General features: G+C 62.5%; 21 protein-coding genes. 4 read left to right on the top strand and 17 right to left on the bottom strand.

Translation table 11 applies throughout. The features are described from left to right. Positions 1 to 32: 32 nt before the first annotated feature. The 3 genes from NLN62_RS35665 to NLN62_RS35655 all read right to left on the bottom strand — a co-directional run bounded on the left by NLN62_RS35665 (position 33) and on the right by NLN62_RS35655 (position 3,404). Positions 33 to 371, bottom strand: a complete 339-nt coding sequence (locus tag NLN62_RS35665) for an NIPSNAP family protein (protein ID WP_254111907.1) — start codon at positions 369 to 371, stop codon at positions 33 to 35. A 27-nt stretch (positions 372 to 398) separates the two neighbouring features. Continuing rightward, complete coding sequence (locus tag NLN62_RS35660; protein ID WP_254111906.1) at positions 399 to 1,631, bottom strand: ABC transporter substrate-binding protein; 1,233 nt, start codon at positions 1,629 to 1,631, stop codon at positions 399 to 401. Between the two features lie 69 nt (positions 1,632 to 1,700). Beyond that, on the bottom strand, positions 1,701 to 3,404 hold the full coding sequence (locus tag NLN62_RS35655; protein ID WP_254111905.1) for an FAD-dependent oxidoreductase: 1,704 nt from the start codon (positions 3,402 to 3,404) through the stop codon (positions 1,701 to 1,703). Between the two features lie 178 nt (positions 3,405 to 3,582). Here NLN62_RS35655 and NLN62_RS35650 point away from each other — a divergent pair, with 178 nt between their 5' ends. Then, positions 3,583 to 4,485 carry a helix-turn-helix domain-containing protein gene (locus tag NLN62_RS35650; RefSeq protein WP_254111904.1) on the top strand — a complete coding sequence of 301 codons (903 nt, stop codon included), beginning with the start codon at positions 3,583 to 3,585 and terminating at the stop codon, positions 4,483 to 4,485. Between the two features lie 8 nt (positions 4,486 to 4,493). Here NLN62_RS35650 and NLN62_RS35645 read toward each other — a convergent pair whose 3' ends face one another. From NLN62_RS35645 to NLN62_RS35615, 7 genes are read right to left on the bottom strand one after another with little or no spacing between them, the layout of a single operon-like run. Next, the gene (locus tag NLN62_RS35645) at positions 4,494 to 4,946 is read right to left on the bottom strand and encodes a Zn-ribbon domain-containing OB-fold protein (protein ID WP_254111903.1); all 453 of its coding nucleotides are present in this window, start codon (positions 4,944 to 4,946) and stop codon (positions 4,494 to 4,496) included. Continuing rightward, positions 4,943 to 6,139 carry an acetyl-CoA acetyltransferase gene (locus tag NLN62_RS35640; protein WP_254111902.1) on the bottom strand — a complete coding sequence of 399 codons (1,197 nt, stop codon included), beginning with the start codon at positions 6,137 to 6,139 and terminating at the stop codon, positions 4,943 to 4,945. The genes NLN62_RS35645 and NLN62_RS35640 overlap by 4 nt, the downstream gene beginning before the upstream one ends. Beyond that, positions 6,136 to 7,425, bottom strand: a complete 1,290-nt coding sequence (locus NLN62_RS35635) for a CaiB/BaiF CoA-transferase family protein (RefSeq protein ID WP_254111901.1) — start codon at positions 7,423 to 7,425, stop codon at positions 6,136 to 6,138. Before NLN62_RS35635 ends, NLN62_RS35640 begins: the two co-directional genes overlap by 4 nt. Before the next feature lie 54 nt (positions 7,426 to 7,479). Beyond that, a complete protein-coding gene (locus NLN62_RS35630) occupies positions 7,480 to 8,703 on the bottom strand; it encodes an ABC transporter substrate-binding protein (protein WP_254111900.1) in 1,224 nt (407 codons plus the stop codon). Between the two features lie 35 nt (positions 8,704 to 8,738). Further along, entirely contained in the window at positions 8,739 to 9,701 is a 963-nt protein-coding gene (locus NLN62_RS35625) for a PDR/VanB family oxidoreductase (RefSeq protein WP_254111899.1), read from the bottom strand. A 54-nt stretch (positions 9,702 to 9,755) separates the two neighbouring features. Beyond that, entirely contained in the window at positions 9,756 to 11,075 is a 1,320-nt protein-coding gene (locus NLN62_RS35620) for a Rieske 2Fe-2S domain-containing protein (RefSeq protein WP_254111898.1), read from the bottom strand. Between the two features lie 36 nt (positions 11,076 to 11,111). Further along, entirely contained in the window at positions 11,112 to 11,423 is a 312-nt protein-coding gene (locus tag NLN62_RS35615; RefSeq protein WP_254111897.1) for a hypothetical protein, read from the bottom strand. Between the two features lie 218 nt (positions 11,424 to 11,641). Between NLN62_RS35615 and NLN62_RS35610 the strand changes: the two genes are divergently transcribed. Continuing rightward, on the top strand, positions 11,642 to 12,136 hold the full coding sequence (locus NLN62_RS35610) for a MarR family winged helix-turn-helix transcriptional regulator (RefSeq protein WP_254111896.1): 495 nt from the start codon (positions 11,642 to 11,644) through the stop codon (positions 12,134 to 12,136). A gap of 34 nt (positions 12,137 to 12,170) precedes the next feature. On the opposite strand, the gene NLN62_RS35605 is transcribed toward NLN62_RS35610, so the two are convergent. From NLN62_RS35605 to NLN62_RS35580, 6 genes are all read right to left on the bottom strand, one after another. Continuing rightward, on the bottom strand, positions 12,171 to 13,406 hold the full coding sequence (locus tag NLN62_RS35605) for a cytochrome P450 (protein WP_254111895.1): 1,236 nt from the start codon (positions 13,404 to 13,406) through the stop codon (positions 12,171 to 12,173). A 25-nt stretch (positions 13,407 to 13,431) separates the two neighbouring features. After that, positions 13,432 to 14,574 (bottom strand): NAD(P)-dependent alcohol dehydrogenase, encoded by a 1,143-nt coding sequence (locus tag NLN62_RS35600; RefSeq protein WP_254111894.1) that lies wholly within the window; start codon positions 14,572 to 14,574, stop codon positions 13,432 to 13,434. 6 nt (positions 14,575 to 14,580) lie between these two features. Next, positions 14,581 to 15,786, bottom strand: coding sequence for a CaiB/BaiF CoA-transferase family protein (locus NLN62_RS35595; RefSeq protein ID WP_254111893.1), 1,206 nt, complete (start codon positions 15,784 to 15,786; stop codon positions 14,581 to 14,583). Between the two features lie 10 nt (positions 15,787 to 15,796). Further along, positions 15,797 to 17,998: an acyl-CoA dehydrogenase gene (locus NLN62_RS35590; protein WP_254111892.1), complete on the bottom strand. Its 2,202-nt coding sequence runs from the start codon at positions 17,996 to 17,998 to the stop codon at positions 15,797 to 15,799. A 45-nt stretch (positions 17,999 to 18,043) separates the two neighbouring features. Continuing rightward, positions 18,044 to 18,865: an enoyl-CoA hydratase/isomerase family protein gene (locus tag NLN62_RS35585; protein WP_254111891.1), complete on the bottom strand. Its 822-nt coding sequence runs from the start codon at positions 18,863 to 18,865 to the stop codon at positions 18,044 to 18,046. A gap of 65 nt (positions 18,866 to 18,930) precedes the next feature. Beyond that, complete coding sequence (locus tag NLN62_RS35580; RefSeq protein ID WP_254111890.1) at positions 18,931 to 19,689, bottom strand: FadR/GntR family transcriptional regulator; 759 nt, start codon at positions 19,687 to 19,689, stop codon at positions 18,931 to 18,933. 186 nt (positions 19,690 to 19,875) lie between these two features. Here NLN62_RS35580 and NLN62_RS35575 point away from each other — a divergent pair, with 186 nt between their 5' ends. Further along, positions 19,876 to 21,015 carry an acyl-CoA dehydrogenase family protein gene (locus NLN62_RS35575; protein ID WP_254111889.1) on the top strand — a complete coding sequence of 380 codons (1,140 nt, stop codon included), beginning with the start codon at positions 19,876 to 19,878 and terminating at the stop codon, positions 21,013 to 21,015. A 31-nt stretch (positions 21,016 to 21,046) separates the two neighbouring features. Then, positions 21,047 to 22,261 (top strand): ABC transporter substrate-binding protein, encoded by a 1,215-nt coding sequence (locus tag NLN62_RS35570; RefSeq protein WP_371933060.1) that lies wholly within the window; start codon positions 21,047 to 21,049, stop codon positions 22,259 to 22,261. A 25-nt stretch (positions 22,262 to 22,286) separates the two neighbouring features. Here the strand turns inward: NLN62_RS35570 and NLN62_RS35565 are convergent, their stop codons facing one another. Further along, the gene (locus NLN62_RS35565) at positions 22,287 to 23,438 is read right to left on the bottom strand and encodes a CaiB/BaiF CoA-transferase family protein (protein WP_254111888.1); all 1,152 of its coding nucleotides are present in this window, start codon (positions 23,436 to 23,438) and stop codon (positions 22,287 to 22,289) included. Positions 23,439 to 23,461 lie beyond the last annotated feature (23 nt).

Below are 23,461 nucleotides of genomic sequence, written 5' to 3'. Positions count from 1 at the left end.
CTCCGAGGGCCGAGATAGGAATGACGAACGCGTCAAGTCGCAAGGCCCGCGAGCGACGGCAGCTCAACCCTGCGGATCAAGCGATTTTCCTGGGCCGCAATGAGATGTTCGGAGGCCTTCAAATATGCTGGCCAGTCCGGATCCCGGTCCCGCGCGGCGTGCCGGCGCTCGAACTCGCCCATGTCGGGGAAGCCCCAGAGGTGCACGAGCTGGTTCAGCGGCCCGACCGCGCTCGTGAACATGCCCAGCGGTCGACCGAGATATTTGAGCTGGACCGGCATCGCCAGCCGATCGAACACCCCGATGAACTCCGCCATCTTTCGTAGGCGAATAGTGTAGACGCGCAAGTCGACGATTGCATGCTCGCTCATCAAGTGGTCCTCACTCAGCAGTCACCGTTAGCTCCGCACGAGAGCGCAATTGCCCTCCTCAAGAGGCCGGAACGATTCGGCTGCGCTCAACGTCGAGACCAGCTTGTAGACATCGCCGGGCGACTTGCTCTCCTCCGGTTTCTTCACCTCGAACAGATAGGCGGGATGGATCTTGCGGCCGTCAGCACGGATCGACCCCTGACCGAAGCAATCGTCGTCGGTCGGCATCTTCTTCATCAAGTCGACCACATCGCGGCCGCTGCGCTTGGCGCGCTCCACCCCAAGCTCCTTCACCGCCTTGAGGTAGTGCAGCACGCTGGCATAGTCCCCGGCCTGGCTCATGTTGGGATAGACATTGGCGGCAAGACGCGGCTTCACACGGCTCATGAAGGCCCGCGTGCGGTCATTGAGATCCCAGTAGAAGGTCTCGGTGAGTGACAAGCCCTTGGCCGTCGACAGGCCCATGCCAGCGACGTCGGTCACGTAGCCGACCAGGGCCGCCATCCGCGTGCCGCCGTGGTCCAGACCGAACTCCTGGGCCTGCTTCAGGCAGTTGATCAGCTCGTTACCCGAATTGGCGAAGGCGATCACGTTCGCTCCACTGGACTGGGCCTGGAGCAGGAAGGACGAGAAGTCCGAGGTCGAGCCGAAGGGATAGCGCACGGAGCCCAGCACGGTGCCCCCGGCCGCCTTGACGAATTTCGCCGCGTCGGCCTCGGCGGCGTGGCCGAAGGCATAGTCAGCCGTCAGGAAGAACCATTTCGAGCCGCCGGTGCGCACCAGCGAGGTTGCCGTCGAATGGGCAAGGCACCAGGAATCCCAGGACCAGTGCACGAGGTTCGCGCTGCAGCTCTTGCCGGTCAGGTCGGACGATCCGGCCGTGGTGATCAGCGCAACCTTGTTCTTGTCCTCGATCAGGTATTTGGCGCCGAGGGCGATCGAGCTGTTGCCGACGTTCTCGATCACGTCGACACCGTCCTGGTCGAACCATTTGCGGATGATCGCAAGGCCGACGTCTGCCTTGTTCTGGTGGTCGGCGACCAGAATCTCCACCTTGATAGAGGGATTTGCGGCCATGAATTCGGCGGCTGCTTGCTGCGCACACGCCACCGTGGTTGGACCCGACACGTCGCGATAGATGCCGGACATATCGGTGATGACGCCGATGCGGATGGTGCTGTCAGGCTGCGCCCATGCCAGGCGCGGCGCCAGCGTGGCTGCGAGACCGGCACCGACGAAGCCGCGGCGTGTGATGTTCATGTGGGTTCTCCCTCACCTGCCCCACCTTGCCGGGTGCGGGCTGTTCTTGATGCGTTTGGACGATGTGGGTCAGGCCTGTTGGCCGGCCAGGTGACGGCCGGTGATGTAGCCGAAGGTCATGATCGGCCCGAGCGTTATACCGGCGCCTGGATAGTTGCCGCCCATGATCGAGGCCCGATCATTGCCGACGGCATAGAGCCCGATGATGGCATTGCCGTCGCGACGCACCACCCGACCGACCACGTCGGTGCTCAATCCGTCGAATGTGCCGAGGTCGCCCATGATGATCTTGAGCGCGTAGTACGGCCCGCTCCCAATCGGAGCGACGTTTGGATTGGGCTTGTGCTCGGCATCGCCCAGATAGCGGTTGAAGGCTGTTGTACCGCGTCCGAATTCCCGATCGACGCCGCGAACGGCGCCTTCATTGTATTCATTCACCGCTCTTTCCAGGCCATCGGCATCGATCCCCGTCGCTCCCGCAAGCTCGCGCAAGGTTGCGCCACGTTGCAGATAGCCGTTTCGAACGAAGATCCCGACCGGGACCGGCGCCGGCTTGGCATAGCCGAGACCGTATTTGCGGATCGTCGCATGATCGCAGATCAGCCAGGCCGCAGTCTCCTTGCTGGCAGCACCTTCGGCGATCATCGCAGCGCCGACATCGTGATAAGAGTTCGATTCGTTGGTGAAGCGGTGCCCCTGCCGGTTGACCGCGATCACGCCAGGCTTGTAGCGGTCGACGAGATGGGGAAATACGCCGGTGCGATTGCCCAGGGGGACGCGCGAGACGGGCATCCACGCCGCCGCGCTGGCAAAGCGGATATCGCAGCTTCCGCCGAGTTCTTCCGCCATGCGAATGCCATCGCCCGTATTCGCCACGGGCGTCGGCGATAGGTGCTCGCCACCCCGCGCAAGATGCGGATAGGCACGGGCGACGCGCGCCTTGTCATGCGGGAATCCACCGCTTGCCAGAACGACAGCGCGGCGCGCCGTGATCCGGTACTCGCCATTATCGTCGCGCACAACCGCGCCCGCGATGGCACCGTTCTCGCTGATCAGCCGTTGCGCGGGTGTTCCCGTGAGCAGGGGAATCCCGAGGTCGAAGACGGTCTTTGCAAGCCGCGCTGCGAGCGCGTTGCCGCTCGTGATCTTGACGCCGCGCCGGTAAAGCGCGAGATCCTTGAGATGGTTGGCGAGCCGCTTGGCGACATAGATCGCCGAGGTGATCGAGCTAGTCACGCGGAAGAAGTGCTTCAATTCGTCATTGGACGAGTTGAACATCATGCCGATGAATGTGATGGTCTCAAGCGGCGGCCGAAGGCGCCGGATTTGCTCACCCAGCGCGCGGGCGTCGTATGGGGCCGCAGTGACCGAGCGCCCTGTCCTCGCGCCACCCTCGACCCCGGGATGATAGTCGGGATAGGCGGAGAGAACGAATTTCGCCTCGGTCTCCTTCTCGAAGAAATCGAGCATGCGCGGGCCGACATCGAGAAAGGCATCGATCGCCGCATCGTCGAAGTGATTGCCGGTCTCGTGCTTGAGATACGTGCGCGCCGCCTCGCGGCTGTCCGCAACACCCGCGTCGCGCGCGTGTCTGTTGCCGGGAACCCAAAGCACGCCGCCAGAGAAAGCGGTGGTACCCCCGAAATACTGATCTTTTTCGATGATGATCACGTCGAGCCCGGATTTCCGGGCGGTGATCGCGGTGGACAATCCGCCGGCGCCCGAGCCTACGACCAGCACATCGCACGACAGATCACGCTCGTGTCCTGGCATTCTCGTTCCCTCCACAGCCTTGTCGCGCTGTTGCTTTGTTAGCGCGTCAAGGCGCTTGTCTCCCGATAGGCGCAGTCGCGCCAGCCGCCAATGGACGAAAGACCCTTTGTATTGTACTTTTCATAACCGCAACGCAGCAGACGCCGATGGCTGCAGACGAAGCCAGGGAGCGACAGCCGTGATTCCGCACTATTTTTTATACGAAGAGAAGGCTCAAAGAGTTGAACCTTCGTTCCTTCATATCGAGCCGATACCCATCCGTAGTGGTCGACACAATTGGACAATCCGAACCCACACTCACCCGGATCATCACCAGATCTTGGTGATCAGCAAAGGCGGAGGTGCGATCGATATCGAGGGCGTGACTTGGGAAGTGTCGCCGCCTGCTTTGGTAATCATTCCGGCACTAACCATTCACGCCATTCGCTTCAGGCCTGGCACCGATGGCTATGTCATCACCATAGCGCCGCCGTTCCTCCAATCCGCGCTTGATGACGATCCAGACCTTGTGGACAGCTTTCGCATTCCGACCCGCTTTCTGTCGAAGCAGATTGGCGACGACATCGATCTGACTGCGCTGTTCGCATCCCTCGAGCACGAATTCGTGTGGTCAGCGCCCGGCCGCCGCACCGCAATTAAAGCCTATCTCCAGCTCCTCGCGGTAGCCGTCCGGCGACTGCTCGACCAGGAGCGCGCACGCCCGATCTCGACAACTCGCGATGCGGACACTGTGATGCGATTTCGCGAAATGGTCGAAAAACACTATCGTAGCCACCCACCGCTAGATTTTTACGCGCGCAAGCTCGGCGTTACGACCGCGCGGCTTAATGCCAGCAGCCGTGTTACCACCGGCAAGTCGTCTTTAGCGTTGATCAATGAACGGCTGATCACCGAGGCCAAACGCAATCTGTTGTATTCCGACATGACCGTGAACGAGATTGGCGCCGCGCTCGGTTATAGCGATCCGGCCTATTTCAATCGGTTTTTCGCCCGCAATGTCGGCCTATCTCCGGGCCGTTTCCGCCTTAGCCTACCGCTCGGAGCAAACACGCGTCAGGGTGCGTCGGACGGCCATAAATAGCCGAACCGTTAGCCAAGTTGCCAATGTAGCAAAGAGTACGGAGGAACTGCATCAGAGTGTTGTTCAAATACACCGTCGACTTCTGCTCCGATCATGATTGGCTGCATTGGGTCGCCTAGCAGATTACCCACCATCCTCACGCCGCCGGCATGCGGGATCTCCACGAGCACCGCGAGATACGGTCCCTGCTGCCTCAACGCCGCGTGGGAGGGGTGCCAGGCGCGCTCCCAGCTGAAAATTCGACCTCGCGGCTCGATCTCGGTCCATTCGGGATCAAGGGCATGACAACGATGGCAGATCCATTCCGGCCCAAACTGCCAAGTGTTGCAATTGCTGCAACGCTGCACCAAGAGGCGGTTTTGGCGTAATCCCTCCCAATATGGCGCTGACAAGCCGTCTGCCTCGGCTACCGGAATTGGCAGGCCAGACGGAAGATAGGTCGAGTGTGTCTTGCCGGTCATAGGATCGCCTCCGAGCCGAGTAGAAGATTGCTCGCTGGCGTGACCATTGGACCGCCGATGACCATAGCAGCATCGTTCTTTTGCACCTGGCTCGTGGACGTACCGCGCACCTGGCGCACGGCCTCTAGCACGAGCTCAAAGCCATGCATGTAGCATTCGGCCAAGTTTCCGCCGCTGGTGTTGAGCGGAAGCCGTCCGGATGGCGCGGTCAGGTTTTCAACAGTCAAAAAGTCATTGGCCTCTTCTGGCGGGAAGAAGCCGTGCTCCGCCAGAGCCATCACGACGCCGCCGGTGAAGTTCTCGTAACATTGAACCACGCCGACATCGCGAGGGCCGAGGCCCGCCATCCGGTAAAGGTCAGGGGCAACCGTATCGAAGCTGGCGCTGGCATAGTGTGGCGAGTTGTGCGGGATGGCCCCCGTGCGATATCCCGAACCGGAGGCCGCGCCGAGAATATAGACCGGTTTGTTGCGGAATTCCGTGGCGCGTTCGGCAGGTACGAGCACGAGCGCGGCGGCACCGTCATTTTCCATGCAACAATCGTAGAGATGAAACGGCTCCGCAATCCAGCGCGATGCATCGTACTTGTCCGCATCGAGCGTCTTGCCATGCATAACGGCGCGAGGATTGGACTGCGCATGATGGTAGGACGCGAGCGCAATCGCGCGGAGTGCCTCTTGCCGCACGCCGTGCTCATACATGTAGCGACGCACCCGCATGGCAAAGCGCTGCGGCGGGGCCAGCACGCCGTAGGGCATCAGGTAGGCTTTCTCCCCCGAGATCGTCTCGACGCCAGAGGCCTGCCCGAAGCGACCATATTGGCCTTGAGCCAACGAGCGGAACACGACCACGCAATCTGCAAGGCCCGCGACGATAGAGGCTGCCGCATTAGCGACCGCCGCACAACACCCACCCCCGCCTCCCCCCCACTGCATGGTAGCCGCGCGCAGCCTGTGCGTACCCAGTGCGGCGGCCAATCGGGATGCGTCGCTCCGCTCCTCGCTATAGGAGGCGAAACCATCGATGTCGCGCGGATCGATCCCCGCATCGCTGCATGCCGCCAGAATTGCCTTCAGCGCCAGCTTGAACTCCGGATCAGGCGATGCGCCATGCCGGTAGTAATCCGTCTCGCCGATACCGACAACAGCGACGCGGCCTCTGAGCGTGCGTTCGGCCCGCGCTGCCGCGCTCATGTCTCCGCCTCTTCCGCCGGTCTCGCCACGTTGGCGCCGAATGCACCCGCCTCCGCGAGCCGCGCAAGACGGGCATGGTCGTAGCCGAGCAGCTCCCGCAATACGGTCCCGGTGTGCTGTCCAACAGCAGGTGCCGCCACGGGGTCCACGATGGGCGTATGCGAATAGCGGATCGGCAGGCTGACGTTCGGAATCCAGCCCAACTTGTCGTGCGGGATGCGGGTGACCAGCCCGCGTTCCATCGCTTCGGGCGACCGGATCGCCTCCCCGACGGTCCGCACCTGTCCGCAGGGAACGCCTGCTGCCCGCATGCGGGACTGCCAGTGCGACCAAGGCTGTCGCGCAAATGCTTCACCAAGGATCGCGAACAGCTCGTCGCGTCGCCGGATGCGATCGGTCCCGGTCGCGTAGATCTCGGCCGACGCCAGATCGGCGCGATCGATCACTTGCGACATCAATCGCTGAAAGATCTTGTCATTGCCGCAGTTGATGTAGAAGGCGCAATTCTTCGCCTGAAACACTCCCGACGGGCACGTGTCCGGGCTGGTGTTTCCGTGCCGCTGAGGGGTCGCGCCGCTGAACAGATGCTGCATGGTCGCGTATCCCGTCATCAGCACGGCGTTGTCGAACAGCGACACCTCGACGGCCTGGCCGAGGCCGCTGCGCTCGCGGGCAACGAGCGCACCGAGGATGGCGTTGCAGGCCATCATCGCCGTGCTGATGTCCATCACGGGCGACAGGGCGCGAACGCCCTCACGGTCGGCATAGCCATTCATCGACACGAAGCCGCTCTCGACCTGTGCGATCGGATCGAAACCGAGCCGGTCGGCAAAATTGCCCTCGCGTCCATAGGCCGACACCGAGCAGTAGATGATCTCGGGCCTGATCTTGCGGCAGGACTCGTAATCGAGCCCGAAGCGCTCCATCACGCCGGTCGAAAAATTCTCGACGACAACGTCCGCCGTCGCGATGAGCTCGCGGGCGACATCGACGCCTTCCTGCGACTTGAGATCGAGCGCGACGCTCTGCTTGTTGCGGTTGGTCCAGAGGAACGGTGCGCCATGCCCGAGCTCGGGATGTACCGGCGGATAACGGCGAAGGTCGTCGCCCCGGCCCGGCGCCTCGATCTTGATGATTTCGGCGCCCATATCCGCGAGGATCATCGTCGCGAATGGTCCCGCGATGAAGTGCGAGAAATCGACGACTCTTATTCCCTCGAGCGCCTTGGGCGCATGAGCCGGCCGCGGCGTATGCTCAGGAAAGTCCGCTTCGATCTTGTCCAACATGGTTGCGTCCATTTTTTTCGTTCGATCGTGATACGACTGGAGCCGAAGCGCGCGTCAATTGCCCTTGGCCTGTTCGACCATCGCGCATCCGCCCTGCTCGATCGGCCGGAACGCTTCCGGACCGCTGAGGACGCCGACATTCTCCAGAAGGTCCCACTTGCTCTTCGACGCCTTCGGATCCTTCACTTTCAGGATGTACATGTTGTGGATGGCGCGACCGTCCGCGCGCACGGCGACCGGTCCGAACAGCGCATCATCGATCGGTTTCTCCTTCAGCTTCCGGATCACGGCCTGGGCATCGTTGGTCCCCGCGGCCAATGCCGCGTTCAAATAAGCCAGAACCGACGAATAGACCCCGGCGTGGAAGGCCGTTGGCGACTGTCCATGTTGACGCGCACTGAACTTCGCCGACCAGGCCCTGCTCGCGTCGTTCAAGTCCCAGTAGAACGGCTGGGTGATGATGAGGCCCTGCGCGACGGCCAATCCGCTTGCCTCGACATCATTGGTCGTGGTCAGAAGTGCGGCGAAGGTCTTGCCACTCTGCTTCAGCCCGAATTCGGAGGACTGCTTGATCAGATTGACGGTATCGCCGCCGGCTGTCGCAAACGCGATCACGTCGGCGCCGGAAGCATTGGCCTGCAGGATAAACGACGCGTAGTCGGCATTATTGATCGGCACGTTGACCGAGCCGAGGGCAGCCCCGCCACCCGCGCCGATCACCGACGTTCCGTCGCGAACCATGGACTTTCCGAGCGCATTGTCGGTCGCGATGAAATACCACTTCTTGCCGCCGTGATGGACGAGGTAGCTGCCGATCGTGTGCGAAGCCGCCCAGGTGTCGAAGGTCCACTGGATCGTGTTCGGCGAACAGTATTTTCCGGTCAGATCGGACGACGCTGCGCTGGAGGCGATTAGCGCCGCCTTGCTGCCGCGCACGACCTCGTTGACGGCAAGGCCGACCGCCGAATTCGGCACGTCCGCGACTGCATCGACCTTCTCCTGGTCGACCCAGCGGCGCGCGATGGCCGCCCCGACATCCGCCTTGTTCTGATGATCAGCCGAAACGATCTCGACCTTGAAATCGGGATGCAGCTGCGTGAAGTCTTCCGCCGCCATCCTGGCCGCGGTGACCGAACCCTCATCGGCATTGTCCGAATACGGGCCTGAGGCGTCGTTGAGAACGCCGATCTTCATCGTGCGTGGCGGATCTGCCAACGCAGTCGAGCAGACGATGATGGCGAGAAAAGAGGCTCCAAGAACCGATTGTAGAGGTTTCATGTTTTCCACCCATTGGCGATGATGCTTTTGTTTGTTCAGATGTCCAGGACCAGTGTGCGGGATTTCGAACCCGAGCAGCAGATCATGATGGACTTGTTCGCGGACTGCTCTTCCCGGCTCAAGAACTGGTCGCGATGGTCGGGAGTCCCCTCGATGACGCGCGTTTCACAGGTGCCGCACACACCCTCGGTGCAGGCGTAGTTCGCGGCTATTCCCGCATCCAGTAGCGCGTCCAGAATGGTCTTGCCGGGCGCGACCGCGATGGTGCGGTTGCTCCTTGCCAGCCTGACCTCGAAACCGCCATCGGTTGCCGGCGCCTCCGCCGCCTGGAAATATTCCACGTGCACGTGGTCAGCCGGACGATCGGCGGTCGCCGCCTCGAACGCCTGAAGCATCGGCACCGGGCCGCAGCAATAGAGGTGCGCCTGCGCCGGAGCTCGACCGACGATGGCCGGAAGGTCACACAGACGACCGGATCGCTCGTCGTCAAAATCGAGATGCACAGTGAGGCCTCCGTTCGATCGGAGTGCATCAAGCTCGTCGAGGAAGGCTGCGGCAGGCCGTGTTCGCGCCGCATAGAACAGCTCCGCGGGACGCCCGAGCGCTTGAAGACGGCGGATCATCGATAGCAGCGGCGTAATCCCGATCCCGCCGGCGATCAGGACCGAGTGGCCAGCCTCTTCACAAAGCGCGAAGTTGTTTCGCGGCAAAGACACCGTGACGATGTCACCGGCCTTGAGGTTATCATGAACGAAGCTCGAGCCGCCGCGGCCGGCCGGGTCCTTGTTGACCGCGATAACGTAGCGATGCCGCTCACGCTGGTCATTGACCAGCGAATAGCAACGGATCGTGCCGTTCGGCAGATGCAGGTCGACATGACCGCCCGCCGTAAAGGGTGCGAGATCGCCGCCTGTCAGAGACACCAGTTCGTAGGAATTGATGCGCTCGGCCTCAAAGCAGATCCGCTTGACGCGGAGCGCGACGGTGCTGTCAGCCATGGCGCGCCTCCCGCCATGGATCACGATCGGCACGTCGTTGACCGCACCACATGCTCACAGCTCGTATCCGAAATCGGCGCCCAGTCTGGCCTGCATGAAGGGCGCTCCGGCATCGACCCAGGATTCTTCCGGCGGCAGCCGCAGCGACACCGCCCGCACCATGAACACGTCGGGATCCGCCACGCCTTTCGGCTTCGTTCCGTGATCGCGGTAGGCGCCCACTGCCTCCAGGATGAAGCGCCGCGTCATCGCGATGCCGGTATCGCTCGAGCAGAGATTTTCTTTTGTCCGATCGAAGATCGGGGACACTCCGCTCTGGCAGGCACCGTCCTGCACCCACAGTCCCGGCAGGCCGGAGAACCAGGTCGTCTCCTGCGCCCGATAGTCGAATTGGAAGCCGCTCTGCGGATTGTATTTGGTCCAATAGCCGGCATACGGGACCGTCACCGGATGCTGGACGAGCGCATTGCGGCTGGCATGTCCGCTCTCGCGGCCATTGTGCCCCTCCGCGAAGATCTGCCGCGTCTTCGGCAGCAGCGGCTCCGACGGATGATAGGAGAACATGATGCACAGCGTGTTCTCGTCGTCGATTGGCACCCAGGCATGTCCGCTCAGATCCGGGAACGGCGACAGCGGCGGAACGAGAGTGTAGAACGGCAGCATGAACTGGTTGACGCGCCAGTACAATGTATTGGCATCGTAGTTGCGTCGCGCGGCGATGCTCATGCCGAAGTCCTGCTTGACGCATTCGAAGGTCGGGCGCAGGTCGCGCTTCTGGATCCACGCACTCGTCGTACCCTGCGAATCCAGTCGGCCGTGAAGCAGCGGCGCGTGGGCGGAATCGATCTCGCCTTCGACGGCCTGAAGCCAATTGCACTCCTGCACGCGCACGGAGATATGCACCTGGTCCTGAGGGACCAGATTCCATTCGACATTGGGGAGCGGCGGAAGCTCGGCCTGGTCCGGTCCCATATAGGTCCAGATCATCCCGTTCCGCTCCTTGCAGGGATACGCCATGATCCGCACGCGCTCTTTCAGGCGGCTGCGAACGGGCTCCGCCGGCATATCCGTCACAGCGCCTGTCACGTCGAATTTCCAGCCATGGTAGACGCAGCGCAGTCCGCAATCCTCGTTGCGTCCGAAGATCAGCGGCGCGCCGCGATGCGGACAGGCCTGATCGACCAGCCCGACGCGGCCTTCCGAATCCCTGAAGGCAACGAGATCCTCGCCCAACAGCCGGATGCGTTTCGGTTGGCCATTCGTGGTCAGATCCGCCGACGGCAGGAAGGGAATCCAGTAGAGGCGGAACAGCGCTCCGAGCGGTGTGCCCTTTCCAACCCTCACCAGCCGTTCGTTGTCTTCGTGCGAGAGCATGAGCTTTCCTCCATTACATTGCGTGCAGGCAAACGCCTATCTCGGCGCCCCGGCCAGGAGCGCGGCAACACGACCCGACAATCCCAAATCACGTGCGGTCCAGAGTGGATCAGCCGCAGCGAGCGGCTTGCGCGGCACGGGAGGCGCTGTGCCCGCCTCCACGAGATCCACGATCATTTCGATCCTGCGCCGCTCCAGCTCCTTCAGGGTATCCTCGACGACGGCTCCTTCCGCGCTGCAACCCGGCAGTTCGGGGTAAGCAAGCCGCACAAGCCATTTGCCGGGCTCGGTCTCGACCGCCTCGGCTTCAAGAAGGTAGGGAATCGACAAGAAGTCGCGCAGATCCAAGCAACCCTCCCTGTGGCATCATTTCCCTGACGCCAGTTCTTAATACGTATACGTATTATATTGCTGCGCGTCTTGCAATGGTCCAAACCAAGGGACCGGCTCTGCAAAATTCGAAGGGACGGCTGAGCCGACGATCCGGCACGGGGTTGAGAGCCCCTGATCAAGCTGCTAACGGCTACGAGGTGTCTCGAAGCAACGATTTTAAGGTCAAGCGCGGCATGGCAGCCCACAAGGGAACGAAGGCGAGCGCCGCGGAAATGGCGCGCAACTGGCGACTGGAAGGAGGTATCGGGTTTCTCCTCCGCTTGCTCGAAGCCCGCTACGATGTGCTCTACCAGGACCTCACCGGTCAGAGCGACATCACGCCGCGGCAATTCGGCGTGCTGATCGCGCTCTACCAGGACGGCCCGCTCACCCCGTCCGCACTCGCCGATCGCATCAGCAGCGATCGGAATACATTGAGCGAGATGCTCAAGAGAATGACGGCGCGCAAGCTGATCTCCAAACGGAACAACTCGAAAGACCGCCGGTCGATCCAGGTTCAGATCGCCGCCAAGGGCGAAGAGGCGCTTCTGGGCGTCGTGCCAGCCGCGGCCGAACTTCAGAACGCCTTGCTCGCGCCCCTGAGCAAGGAAGATCGCGCGCACTTTCTCAAGTGCATGCTGGCGATCGCGAAGGCCGCGTCCGCGGACGTCGCACCCTCAGACGGCTGACGTACGCCCCCGTACATTCGCGCTAAGGCGCGTCCTATCGTCCCGAATAGCTCACAGGCAGGCGCTTCAATCCGCCCAGGAAGGACGTCTCGGTCCAGGCCGGCTTGCCCGCAAGTTCGATCCGATCGACCCGACTGAGGAGCTCGCGGAAAAAGGCAACGATCTCCGCCTTGGCAAGGTGCCGGCCGATACAGGCGTGAATACCAAAACCATAGCCGAGATGCCGGTTGGGCGAACGATCCGGAATGAACGCGAAGGGGCGATCGAAGGCCTCTTCGTCGCGGTTTCCCGAGGGATAGCTGAGGAGGATGCTGTCCCCTGCCCTAATTGTCTTGCCGCGCATCTCGTAATCGACGGCTGCGGTGCGGAAGAAATGTTTGACGGGAGACACAAAGCGCACCATTTCCTCTGCGGCGTCCGTCAGCAGGTTGGGCTCGCGCCGCAGACGGGCCATGGCATCTGGATTCTCGATCAAGGCGAGCACGCCGCCGGCGATTGTGGCGCTCGTCGTATCGTGGCCGGCGCTCGCAAGAGCAACATAGTATGAATAAGCTTCAAAATCCTCGATTGGCCGCCCGTCGATCTCGGACGTCGCGATGACCGTTGCCACATCGTCCTTCGGATGTTGCCGCCTCTCCTTCGCGACGTCCTTGAAGTAATCGACATAGGCGATGGTGGCATCGATCAGATCCGAGCCCTTCTGCATGTCAGGGTCGCCTCCACCGAAATAGGCCTGCGTGATCTTCAAGAGGCGCGCTTCGTCTTCCTGCGGCAATCCGAGAATTGTCATCAGGACCCGCAACGGATAGTAGATCGCGATCTCGCCATAAAAGTCGCATCGGTCACCCATGGCAAAAAGCCGATCGACGCTCTCCTTTGCCAAGGCGGTCATACGCTCCGAAAGCGTTCGGATGTGGCGCGGCTGAAACCATGCGTGGGTCAGCTTCTGGTACTTGGCATGGTCCGGATTATCCATTTGCGGCAGAGCCCGGACCAGCATGGGTCTGCCGTTCATCGCTTCCCTGACCTTGCTCTCGAACTCGATGCTCAGGAGCTTTGTTCTGGGTGCATTGATGAAACGATCGGCTTGACGCTCGATCTCGATAATGTCGGCGTATTTGGAGATGATCCAGAACGGGCGGTAGCCGTCAGGCTGCGTCCAATGGACGGGATCATCACGCCGCAATTGGGCGAAGAGACGGTGCTGAAGGTCGATATTCCCATATGTCTTGTGATCGGCAAGCGCATTGTCCAACGCGATATCGAGCATCTCGCTCCTCCCGGATTATTATGTCTTAGGCAACACTCCCAATCTCCCGCATGGTCAGCACGGGCTTGACCACACGGCCGTGCTCGAGATCGTCAACGGCTTCGTTGATCTTCTCGAGGGGATAGGTCTTGACGAATTTGTCGAGCGGCAACCGACCTTGGCGGAAGAACTCGACCATTCGCGGGATGAACAGCTGAGGGTTGGCGTCTCCCTCGACGATCCCGCGAATGGTAATTCCGCGACCGACCACGACGCTGGCTTCGGCCGAGTAAAGAGTCCCGCGAGGCGGCGCCGCCACCTGCGCGCTGACACCGCGAGCTCGAAGGCAATTGATCGAATTTGCCACGGCCGCCGGCGATCCTGTCGTGTCCAGCGAGAAATGCGCACCGCCTCGCGTCAGATCGACAATTTCCACGACCGGATTCTCGGCGCGGCCGGACACTACGTGCGTCGCCCCCAGCTCCTGCGCGACACGCAACCGCTCCGGGACGACATCGACCGCAATGATGGTCGAGCAGCCGACGATCTTTGCGGCGATGATCGCGGAGAGGCCGACAGCTCCGACGCCGAATACGGCGATCGATGTGCCGGCCTGCGGCCGCAGCACATTCATCACCGAACCCATGCCGGTCTGGATTCCGCATCCCAGCGGGGCGAGCAGTTCCAGCGGCAGGCCGTGATCGACCTTGACGATGTTCCTGGCGGTCGCGACGGCATGGGTTGCGAAGGCGGATTGGGCGAAGAAGTGCCCGCCAAGCTCCTTTCCGTCACGCGCCAATGCCGATCCACCGGCTCTGTCTCCGAAGAGGTTAATGGCACGGAAATGGTCGCAATAGCCGAGCGCTCCGTCACGGCAGTTTCCACATTCTCCGCAGGAGCCGAAGCTCATCAGCACATGGTCTCCCGGCCGAATGTGCGTTACCCCGGGGCCGATCTCTTCGACGACGCCCGCCCCTTCGTGCCCCAAGACCTTCGGCATCGGAATCGGAATATGCTGAATCTTCACCGCCAGATCGGTGTGGCAGATTCCGCAAGCATGCACCCGGACCCGAACCTCGCCGGCCTGCGGAGCCCTGAGCGTACAGGTCGCGATCTCAAATGGATCTTTCGGGCCATTTGCGATGGCGGCCACGACATTGGTAGTGCGAATGGTTTCTGGCCCGGGCATGGCGGGTCAATCACCTTTCCCGGCCTGGTTTCCGAACACGCCCGCCTCCGCAAGGCGCGAGATCGTCTCGCCGGACAGACCCAGAACCCGCGCCAGCACATCATCGCGATGCGCGCCGATCGCGGGAATGTCGCGCTGCATCGAGATTGGTGCGCCCGACATTTTCCAGGGCGCGTTGACGCCCATGAATTCGCCGGCCCCGTCCGCGATCTTGGCGAACGCACCGCGCTCCAGGAGATGCGGATCGGTCAAGGTCGCGCCGGGATCGCGATATTCGGCGCTTGGAACGCCCGCCTTGTCGAGCGCCGCCATGCATTCGCGCACCGTGTGACGCTCGGTCCACTTCTCGATGACCTGCATCATCGCAGTCCAGTTCGCGCCGCGTCCCGGCACAGTCCTGAAACGCGGGTCACTGGCAAGCTCGCTCTGCCCCGTCACCTCGCAAAGCGCCGCGAAATTTCGCGGCGTGATCGGCGCAATGAGGATGTCGCCATCAAGGGCGCGCACCGGACCATAGGTGGCGCGCGACGAGGTGATCGGGAACTGCGCCTCCTGCAATTCGTAGACGAGCAGATTGAGCATGCAGTCCATCAAGGCGACGTCGATCCGCTGCCCGGCTCCGGTCCGTGCCCGCTGGACCAGCGCCGTCTGAATCGCCGAATAGCCGAAGATGCCGCCGAGAACATCCGCGACGAAAATGGCGCCGGCCGCCGGCCGGTCCCGATCGCCGGCATATCGCATCAAGGACCTGTCGAAGCCGCTCTCGGCATGGACGATCATGGCATAGGCCGCACGCTCCGCCGCGGGACCCGACTGTCCGTAGCCGGATATCGAACAGTAGATCAGGCGCGGATTGATCGCACGCAGCGCCTCGTAGCCGAGGCCAAGACGGTCCATCACACCCGGCCGGAAATTCTCGACGAGAATGTCGGTTTCCTTGACCATTTGGTGCACCAGCTTGATCGCCTCGACGCTCTTCAGATCGAGGGCAAGGCTGCGCTTTCCCGCATTGAGCTGGCCAAAATAGGCGCTGTGGCCTTCGCGCAGCGGCGTCCGCAGACGCATGTCGTCGCCTTCGGGCGGCTCGATCTTGATGACCTCCGCACCGACATCGGCGAGCAGCCGCGCGCAATAGGGTCCCGCCAGCATGATCGAAAAGTCAAGCACGCGCACGCCCTCGAGTGGCAGGCTCGCCGTGTTCTGCCCGTGCATGCGGTCACTCCTATCTGGGCAGCCCGAGTGCCCGTTGCGCAATGAGACTGCGCTGGATTTCGTTGGTGCCGATACTGATGACCCACATCAGCGAGTGACGCAGGTTCTGCTCGAAGCGGCCGCTATCGATCGCACCGGGCATCTGCTCCGACAGGGCCGCGCGCATGCCGAGAATGTCGAGCGCCGCTTCGCCGAAGCGCTCCATCAATTCTCCCGAAAATACCTTGCTGATCGCGCCGTATTCCGGCGGCGTCACGCCGTCTGCCGCAAGCTCGGCGCAGTGCATCATCAGTTGACGCCCGATCTCGATCTCGGCCGCAAGTGTCGCCATCCTGTCGCGGACAATGGGATCGTCGCACAGCGCTGATCCCGCACCGTCCCTCTCCATGACGTGCCGGCGCAACTGCTCGAACGCATGAGCAACTTTCAGGACGATGCCTCCGCCGACCAGACCGCGCTCGAACGCGAGCGCGCCGGTCAGGACTTTCCAGCCGCCATTGACCTCGCCGACAATGTTCTCCAGGGGAATGCGGACGTTATCGTAGAAGATATTGGCGAAGGAGCCGTCATACATCGTGATCGCCGGCCGGATCGTCACTCCCTCGGCGTTCATGGGCACGATGAACATGCTGATGCCGGCGTGCGGCGTCTTGGCGTCCTTGTCCGTGCGGGCGGCGAGGAACATGTACTTGCCCCACCACGTCGTGGTCCAGATCTTCTGACCGTTGATCACCCAGTAATCGCCGTCGCGCACCGCGCTGGTGCGCAGCGCCGCGAGGTCCGAGCCCGCTTGCGGTTCGCTGTACCCCATCCCGTGCATGGCTTCGCCGCGAAGAATTTCGGGCAGATATCGCCGCTGCTGTTCGGGCGTCCCGAACATCATCAGGGCATTGGCCTGGATCGCAGCACCGATGCGCGGCGCTTCGCCCCGCTCCATCGTCTCCATGAGAGCGATCTGCTCGAGCGGCGAGCGTGCCTGGCCGCCGAACTCCCGGGGCCAGCCGAGACCGATCCAGCCCGTCTTGCCGATATGGCGCGCGAAGTCGGCGTCGAACTCCCGTTTGGCGAAAGGCTTGCGATCGAATTCCGCTTTCCGGTCCCCCGACCAATGCCGACCAAGCCATCCCCTCACCTGCTCGCGCAGCGCGTTGCCGGCGGCGCCGAGATCGTATTCAGGCAGGCCCGAACTGCCGGGATCCAGCAAGGAGGACGCCAGCGACCGCTTCGCAGGCGACGCTCCACCCAGCATGATCGTGTCGAGATGCACCCGTTTGAAGTGCAACGGCGCCTCGTGCTCGTCGGCATAACCGATCGCTCCGAATGCGTGATGCGTCTCGAGCGAGACCCGCCGCAAGGCATCGCTTGCGAAGGCGACGGCAGAGTTGGCGAAGTAGCGCCAATCGCGGTCGTCGATATCGTGGAGCCTTGCCGCATGGTCGACGATCAGCCGCACCCCTTCGAGGGCGATGAAGCCATTGGCGAGCTTATGCTGGATGGCCTGGAACCTTCCGATCGGCTGGCCAAACTGATGCCGCTCCTTGGCGTAGTCCGTCGCCAACTCAAACGCGCGCCGGGCGGCACCAAGCGCCCGCGCCATCAGCGCCAGCTTTCCCCTGAGCAGGAGATCGTCGAGAACGCCACCCTCCAGTGCGATGAGGGTGACTGGCGCCGAACTGAGGCGGACTTCACAAAAACCCCAGGCGCCCATGGCACGCGTCGGGACGACGGCCACGCCCGCAGCATCCACCGCCACAAGGCCAAGAACCGACCGGTCGATGGCGACAAGCAGATGCGTGCAGCTTTCCGCGGCCTCCACGAGACGAAGTAATCCGTCCGCACGGCCATCCCGAACCCGCATCGCGCCCGCGCCCGGGTCTGGATCGAGCACCCCGAACGAAACGGCGAGCCGGGCCGAACCCGCGTGCAGTCTGCTCAGACAATCAATTGCTACCTCGGACTTCGCGGTTGAGAGCGCGAAATTGGCGAGCGCAGCCGACCACATCGGAGCCGGGCACGCCGCGCGCCCGAGTTCGGCGAGCACCACCGCAACCTCGCGCAGGCCCCCTTCCTGTGGGTCAGAGCCGAGACTGCCGACGCCCTGCCCGACCAGTCTGGTCCATATCGCCGCAACGTCCTGCGGCGAAGGGCCATGCCTGACGCAGTCGGCATTCCACTGCTCGCCGAGAAACCCGCGAAGGGAATCCCGGAGCATCTGCCTGATCTCTTCGTTCGGGAGCTCGGCCGCGTCCATGACGGACTAGCCGTGGCCGGACTCTTGGCCAAACCTGGGCTTGCGCTTCTCCTTGAACGACATCGTCGCCTCCTTGTGGTCGGAGGTTTCGAATGTCACCTGCTCGAGCGCCATCGAGGCCTCGAGCAGCATATTCACCCGGTCCTTGACGATCTGATTGATCGACAGCTTGGTCCAGCGAATGGCCCAGGTGGGACCGTTTGCGAGCTCGATCGCGATTTCCCGGGCCTTCGCCAGAACCTCTGCCCGGGGTGCGACATGATTGACGAGGCCGATCCGCTCCGCTTCCTTGCCCCTCAACAGGGTCCCGCGAATGAGGAATTCCTTGGCCTTGTTGATGCCGACAAGCAACGGCCAGATAACAGTGCCACCGTCTCCAGCCACCAGGCCGACCCGCGAGACATGCGTGTCGCCGATGCGCGCATCTTCCGCCATGACGGTGATATCGCAGAGCAGTGCATGCGTCGCGGCAAGGCCGATGGCATCGCCGTTGATGGCCGCGATGATTGGCTTGTCGAGCTCGAGCTGGCGCGTCACCCCGCGGCGGCTGATCATGGGGTCGTGGACCTCGCCCTCCTCCAGCACATCGCCGCCCGGCCGCTCGGACATCGCCTTGACGTCGCCGCCGACGCTGAAGAACTCGCCGGCGCCGGTCAGCACGACGACGTTGACGGCATGATCGTCGGCGAGATCGTCCCAGATCGTGCGAAGCTCACGGATCAGTTTCTGATTGATCGCGTTGCGCGCCTGGGGCCGGTTCAGGGTTACAGTCGCGACCTTGTCGGCGACATCGACGGTCAAGCACTCATACCTGGCGTATCGGGACATGTTTTCCTCCATTCATTTTCTTGCTTTGGCAGTGCCCCCGCGTGACCAGCGACACACCAGATCGGCTACCGCCTCATACCTGGCTGCATCTCCGCCAGCGCCACCTGAAGCGACATCGCTCCCGGATCCTGCTCCAGCATCCGTTGCACCGCTTCCAGATGGCTGCGCATCACCCTGATCGCGGACGCAACATTCCGCTCGCGCAGCGCCGCGAGAAATTGCCGGCGCCGCTCGGAAAGCCGCGCCATTGCAACGCCGCTCGATGCGACCTTTGCGTAGACGAAACGCATATGAATTTCCGTGACGGAATCCACGATCATAGAGATCACCCTGTTCCCCGTCGCCGCAGCAAGGATTTTGTAAAACTCGCGCGAACATTCGACACGGTCCAGCAAGCGACCCTCCCGGGTCGCGATATCGGTGCGGTCAATGTTGGCTTCAAGCGCCGCGAAATCGGCCTGTCGCGCGTTCGCGCATGCAAGCCGCACGACGAGATCCAGAACGTGGATACGCGCTTCCGACAATTCACGCACCGAGATCGTGCCGAGGCTCAGCATGTCCTGCATCACGACGTTCATGCGGCTGGTGTCGCCGGCCTGAACGAAAGCACCTCCCTTGACGCCCTTCTGGAGCCGAAGCACGCCCGCCATCTCCAGGCTGCGCAAGGCCTCCCGGAGGACGTTGCGGCTGACCCCGAGCTGCTGCGCGAGATCCCGCTCGGGCGGCAGCTTGTCGCCGGGCTTGAGCACGCCTAGCGCCAGCTGCTCGCGAATGCGCTCGCAGATCTCCTCAAATGCACGACGGGTGTGAATGGGCCGAAACATCAATGGCGCGGACGCGCCGGCGGCACGGAGATCGGACGTCCGCTCCCGCCGCTTGAGCGAAGGGCGACGGGGGCTGACGGGCGCATGGGGGCTTGACTTGGGTGACATGCAGTGAATTATTAAATGGATCACCCATTAAATGGAAGACCTTTTTGGCTTCCCAATGAAAAAATATCGGAGACGTCCATGAGCTTCACTGAGGAGCAGATCGCCTTTCGCGACAACATTCGAAAAATGGCCACCAAGCATGTGGCGCCGATCGCAGCCGAGATCGACGAGACCGATCGCTTTCCGCTGGAGCTCGTAAAGCTCTTCGGCGAGATGGGGCTGATGCAGCTCTGGGTCCCCGAACAATATGGCGGACCGAACGGCAATCTGACCATGGCTTGCATTGCGCGGGAGGAAATATCGAGATTCTCCCCCGCTTGCGCGTCTATCGCGGCGCTGAACACGATGTTCATCATGCCGTTGCTCCACTTCGGCTCCGAAGAGCAGCGGAAGAAATACCTGCCCATCATTGCGAAAGGCGGCATCGTGACCGCGATCGCGATTTCCGAGCCGCAAGCCGGCTCCGACGTGACGGCGATCAACACGCGCGCGAGGAAGGACGGCGATTGCTATGTCCTGAACGGCCGGAAGCAATGGTGCAGCTACGGAGTGGCAGCCGACTACATCGTCGTGATGGCGCGAACGAGCGACAGTCCCGGTGCGGACGGCATCAGCGCCTTCATCGTCGAACCGAAGAACATGGAGGGAATCACCTTCGGCCGGCACGAGCGCAAGATGGGCTTTCGCGGTGCACCGAACACGCCGATCTTCTTCGACAACGTCCGGGTGCCGCTCGAAAATCTCGTCGGTGAGGAAGGCAAGGGTTTTCGCGCGTCGATGCGCGCCCTCGACCTCAACCGTCCCACCATAGGTGCTCAGTCGGTCGGACTGGCTCAAGGTGCGCTCGACGTATGCGTTGCTTACGCGAAGGAACGCAAGCAGTTCAAGAAGTCGATCTCCGAGTTTCAGGGCGTGCAGTTCATGCTGGCCGACATGGCGATGCAGATCGAGGCCGCACGTGCACTCGTCTATGAATGCGCGCGCGCCGGTGACGCCGGCGACTGGAAGCGCCTAAACGTCCTTGCCAGCATGGCCAAGTGCATCGGCAGCGACATGGCCATGAAGGTCACGACCGACGCCGTGCAGATCTTTGGCGGCTATGGCTACACGATGGACTATCCGGTCGAACGCATGATGCGCGACGCCAAGCTGACGCAGATCTTCGAGGGCACCAACCAGATCCAGAGGATGGTCATTGCCCGCGAGCTTCTGCGATAGCAACGACAACAAGTAACATTGGAGGAACGTTTTGAACGGTAGCACCGACCGAATTCTATGCATAATTGCTGCAGCAGCGGCCCTTGCTTCTGCGCCCGTCCATGCGCAGAAGGCCTATGGACCCGGAGCCAGCGATACCGAAATCAAGCTCGGGCAGTCGACCCCGCTCAGCGGTCCGGCGTCGGCTTTCGGCGCCGGCGCAGGACGCGCGGTCGTCGGCTATTTCGAGATGATCAACGAACAGGGCGGCATCAACGGGCGCAAGATCAACTTCACCCAGCTGGACAATGCCTACAGCGCGCCAAAGGCGGTCGAGCAGTCGCGCAAGCTCATCGAGGACGTCGGCGTTCTCGCCGAGGTCGGCACCATCGGCACGGTTCCGAATGTCGCCATCCAGAAATATCTGAACTCGAAGCAGGTGCCGCAGCTCTTCATCACCGCCGGCGGACGTCGCTTCAACGATCCGAAGGCATTCCCGTGGACCGTGCCGCTCTATCCGGACTTCGAGACCGAAGGCCGCGTCATCGCAAAGTACATTCTCAATGCCAAGCCGGACGCAAAGATCGGTGTCCTGTTCCAGAATGACGACTTCGGGCGGGACTATGTCAAAGGGCTGCGCGCCGGCCTCGGGCCGAAAGCGTCGCAGATCGTCATCGAAGCTTCTTATGAACTGGCGGATCCAACGATCGATTCCCAGATCGTCCAGCTCAAGGCGGCCGGCATCGACACGCTGATCGAACAGTCCTCGGCCAAGGCTGCGGCTCAATCCATCCGCAAGGTGCATGAGCTCAACTGGAACCCGCTCCACGTCATCGGCGGCTCAACGGCGTCGGTCGAGACCGTCCTGAAGCCGGCCGGCCTTGATGCATCAAAGGGATTGGTCACCACGCAATTCCTCAAGCAGCCGGGCGATCCCGCCTGGGCGGACGACGAGGAGATGAAGACCTACAAAGGATTTCTGAAGAAGTATGCCTCTTCAGCCAATCCCGACGACTACTCCGTGCTGGTCGCCTACATGAACGTCAACGCCCTCACCGCAGTGCTGAGGAAATGTGGAGACGAGCTGACCCGGGAAAACTTAGTCCGCCAAGCGACGTCGCTCCAGGGCGCGCGGATGCCCCTGATGCTCCCCGGGGTCTCGATCAGCACGGCGCCTGGCGACTACACGCCGTTCAAGATCCTCCGCATCGCCAAGTTCGACGGAACGAGCTGGGCACTGTCCGGCGATCCCATCTCGGCTGAGTAGCACGAAGCGGTGATGGCGACCGCCGTCAGGCGTTCGCCATCGCACCCATTGCCTGGAGCGCATCAATCTCGTCCGGCGGAAAGCCCCAATCGGCGAGTGCGCCCCGACTATCGCGCCCCGGCGCAGGTGGCGCCCGGTGGAGGTCGGATGGCGTGCGGGAAAAGCGCGGCGCCGGGCTCGGATGGCGCACGCCGTCGAACGCCTCATAGACGTTCCGCGCCTTCATCTGCGGATGCGATGGCGCTTCGTCGATCGTCAAGACCGGCGCGAGACAGGCGTCTCGCCCCATGGCGAGGGCAACCCATTCGTCTCGGGTTCGTTCGGTGAATATCTTCGCGAAGCGTTCGCGCATCGCCGGCCATGACGAGCGATCGTTCTGACCCGGGAGCTCGCTCCCGTTAAGCCCAACCACCTTTAGCAAATTGGCGTAGAACTGCGGTTCGATCGCCCCCACCGCGACGAACTTGCCGTCCTTGGTCGCATACGTGCGGTAGAATGGCGCACCGCCATCGACGATGTTGTCCGCCCGCCGCCGGGTCCAGCTTCCCTGCTGACGAAAGGCTTGAAACGCCGACATCAGATGCGTCACGCCATCGATCATGGCGACATCCACGTTCTGCCCCTGCCCCGATCGCCGCGCCTCCATGGCTGCCGAGAGCAACCCCACGACGAGATAGAGTGCTCCCCCACCGAGGTCAGCGACGAGATTGAGCGGAGGCGGAGGCGGTCGATCGGCCTCACCGAGGCAATGCAGCGCCCCGGTCAGCGCGAGATAGTTGATGTCGTGCCCCGCTTCCTGCGCGAGCGGGCCCTCCTGCCCCCACCCCGTCATGCGTGCATAGACCAGACGCGGATTGGCGACGCGGCAGACCTCGGGTCCGAGCCCCAGCCGTTCCATCACCGTCGGACGGAACCCCTCGATCAGCGCATCTGCCTGCGCGGCGAGTTTCAGAACCGCCGCGATGGCGAGCGGCTGCTTGAGATCGAGTGCGACCGAGCGCTTGTTCCGATTGTAGAAGTCAAACTGGGCCGGCAGATCCGGCTCGGCGCCCGGCTTTGCGATCCGATCGATGCGCACAACGTCCGCTCCGAGGTCGCCGAGCAGCGCGCCTGCAAAAGGTGCCGGCCCGATACCGCCCATCTCGATCACACGAAAGCCCTCCAAAGGTCCAGTCAAGACGAACTCTCCTCTTCGGGTAT

The sequence above is a fragment of the Bradyrhizobium sp. CCGUVB23 genome, assembly GCF_024199885.1.
Taxonomy (GTDB): domain Bacteria; phylum Pseudomonadota; class Alphaproteobacteria; order Rhizobiales; family Xanthobacteraceae; genus Bradyrhizobium.
The sequence above is the reverse complement of the archived record's forward strand: the minus strand, read 5'-3'. Positions and strand labels throughout refer to the sequence as shown.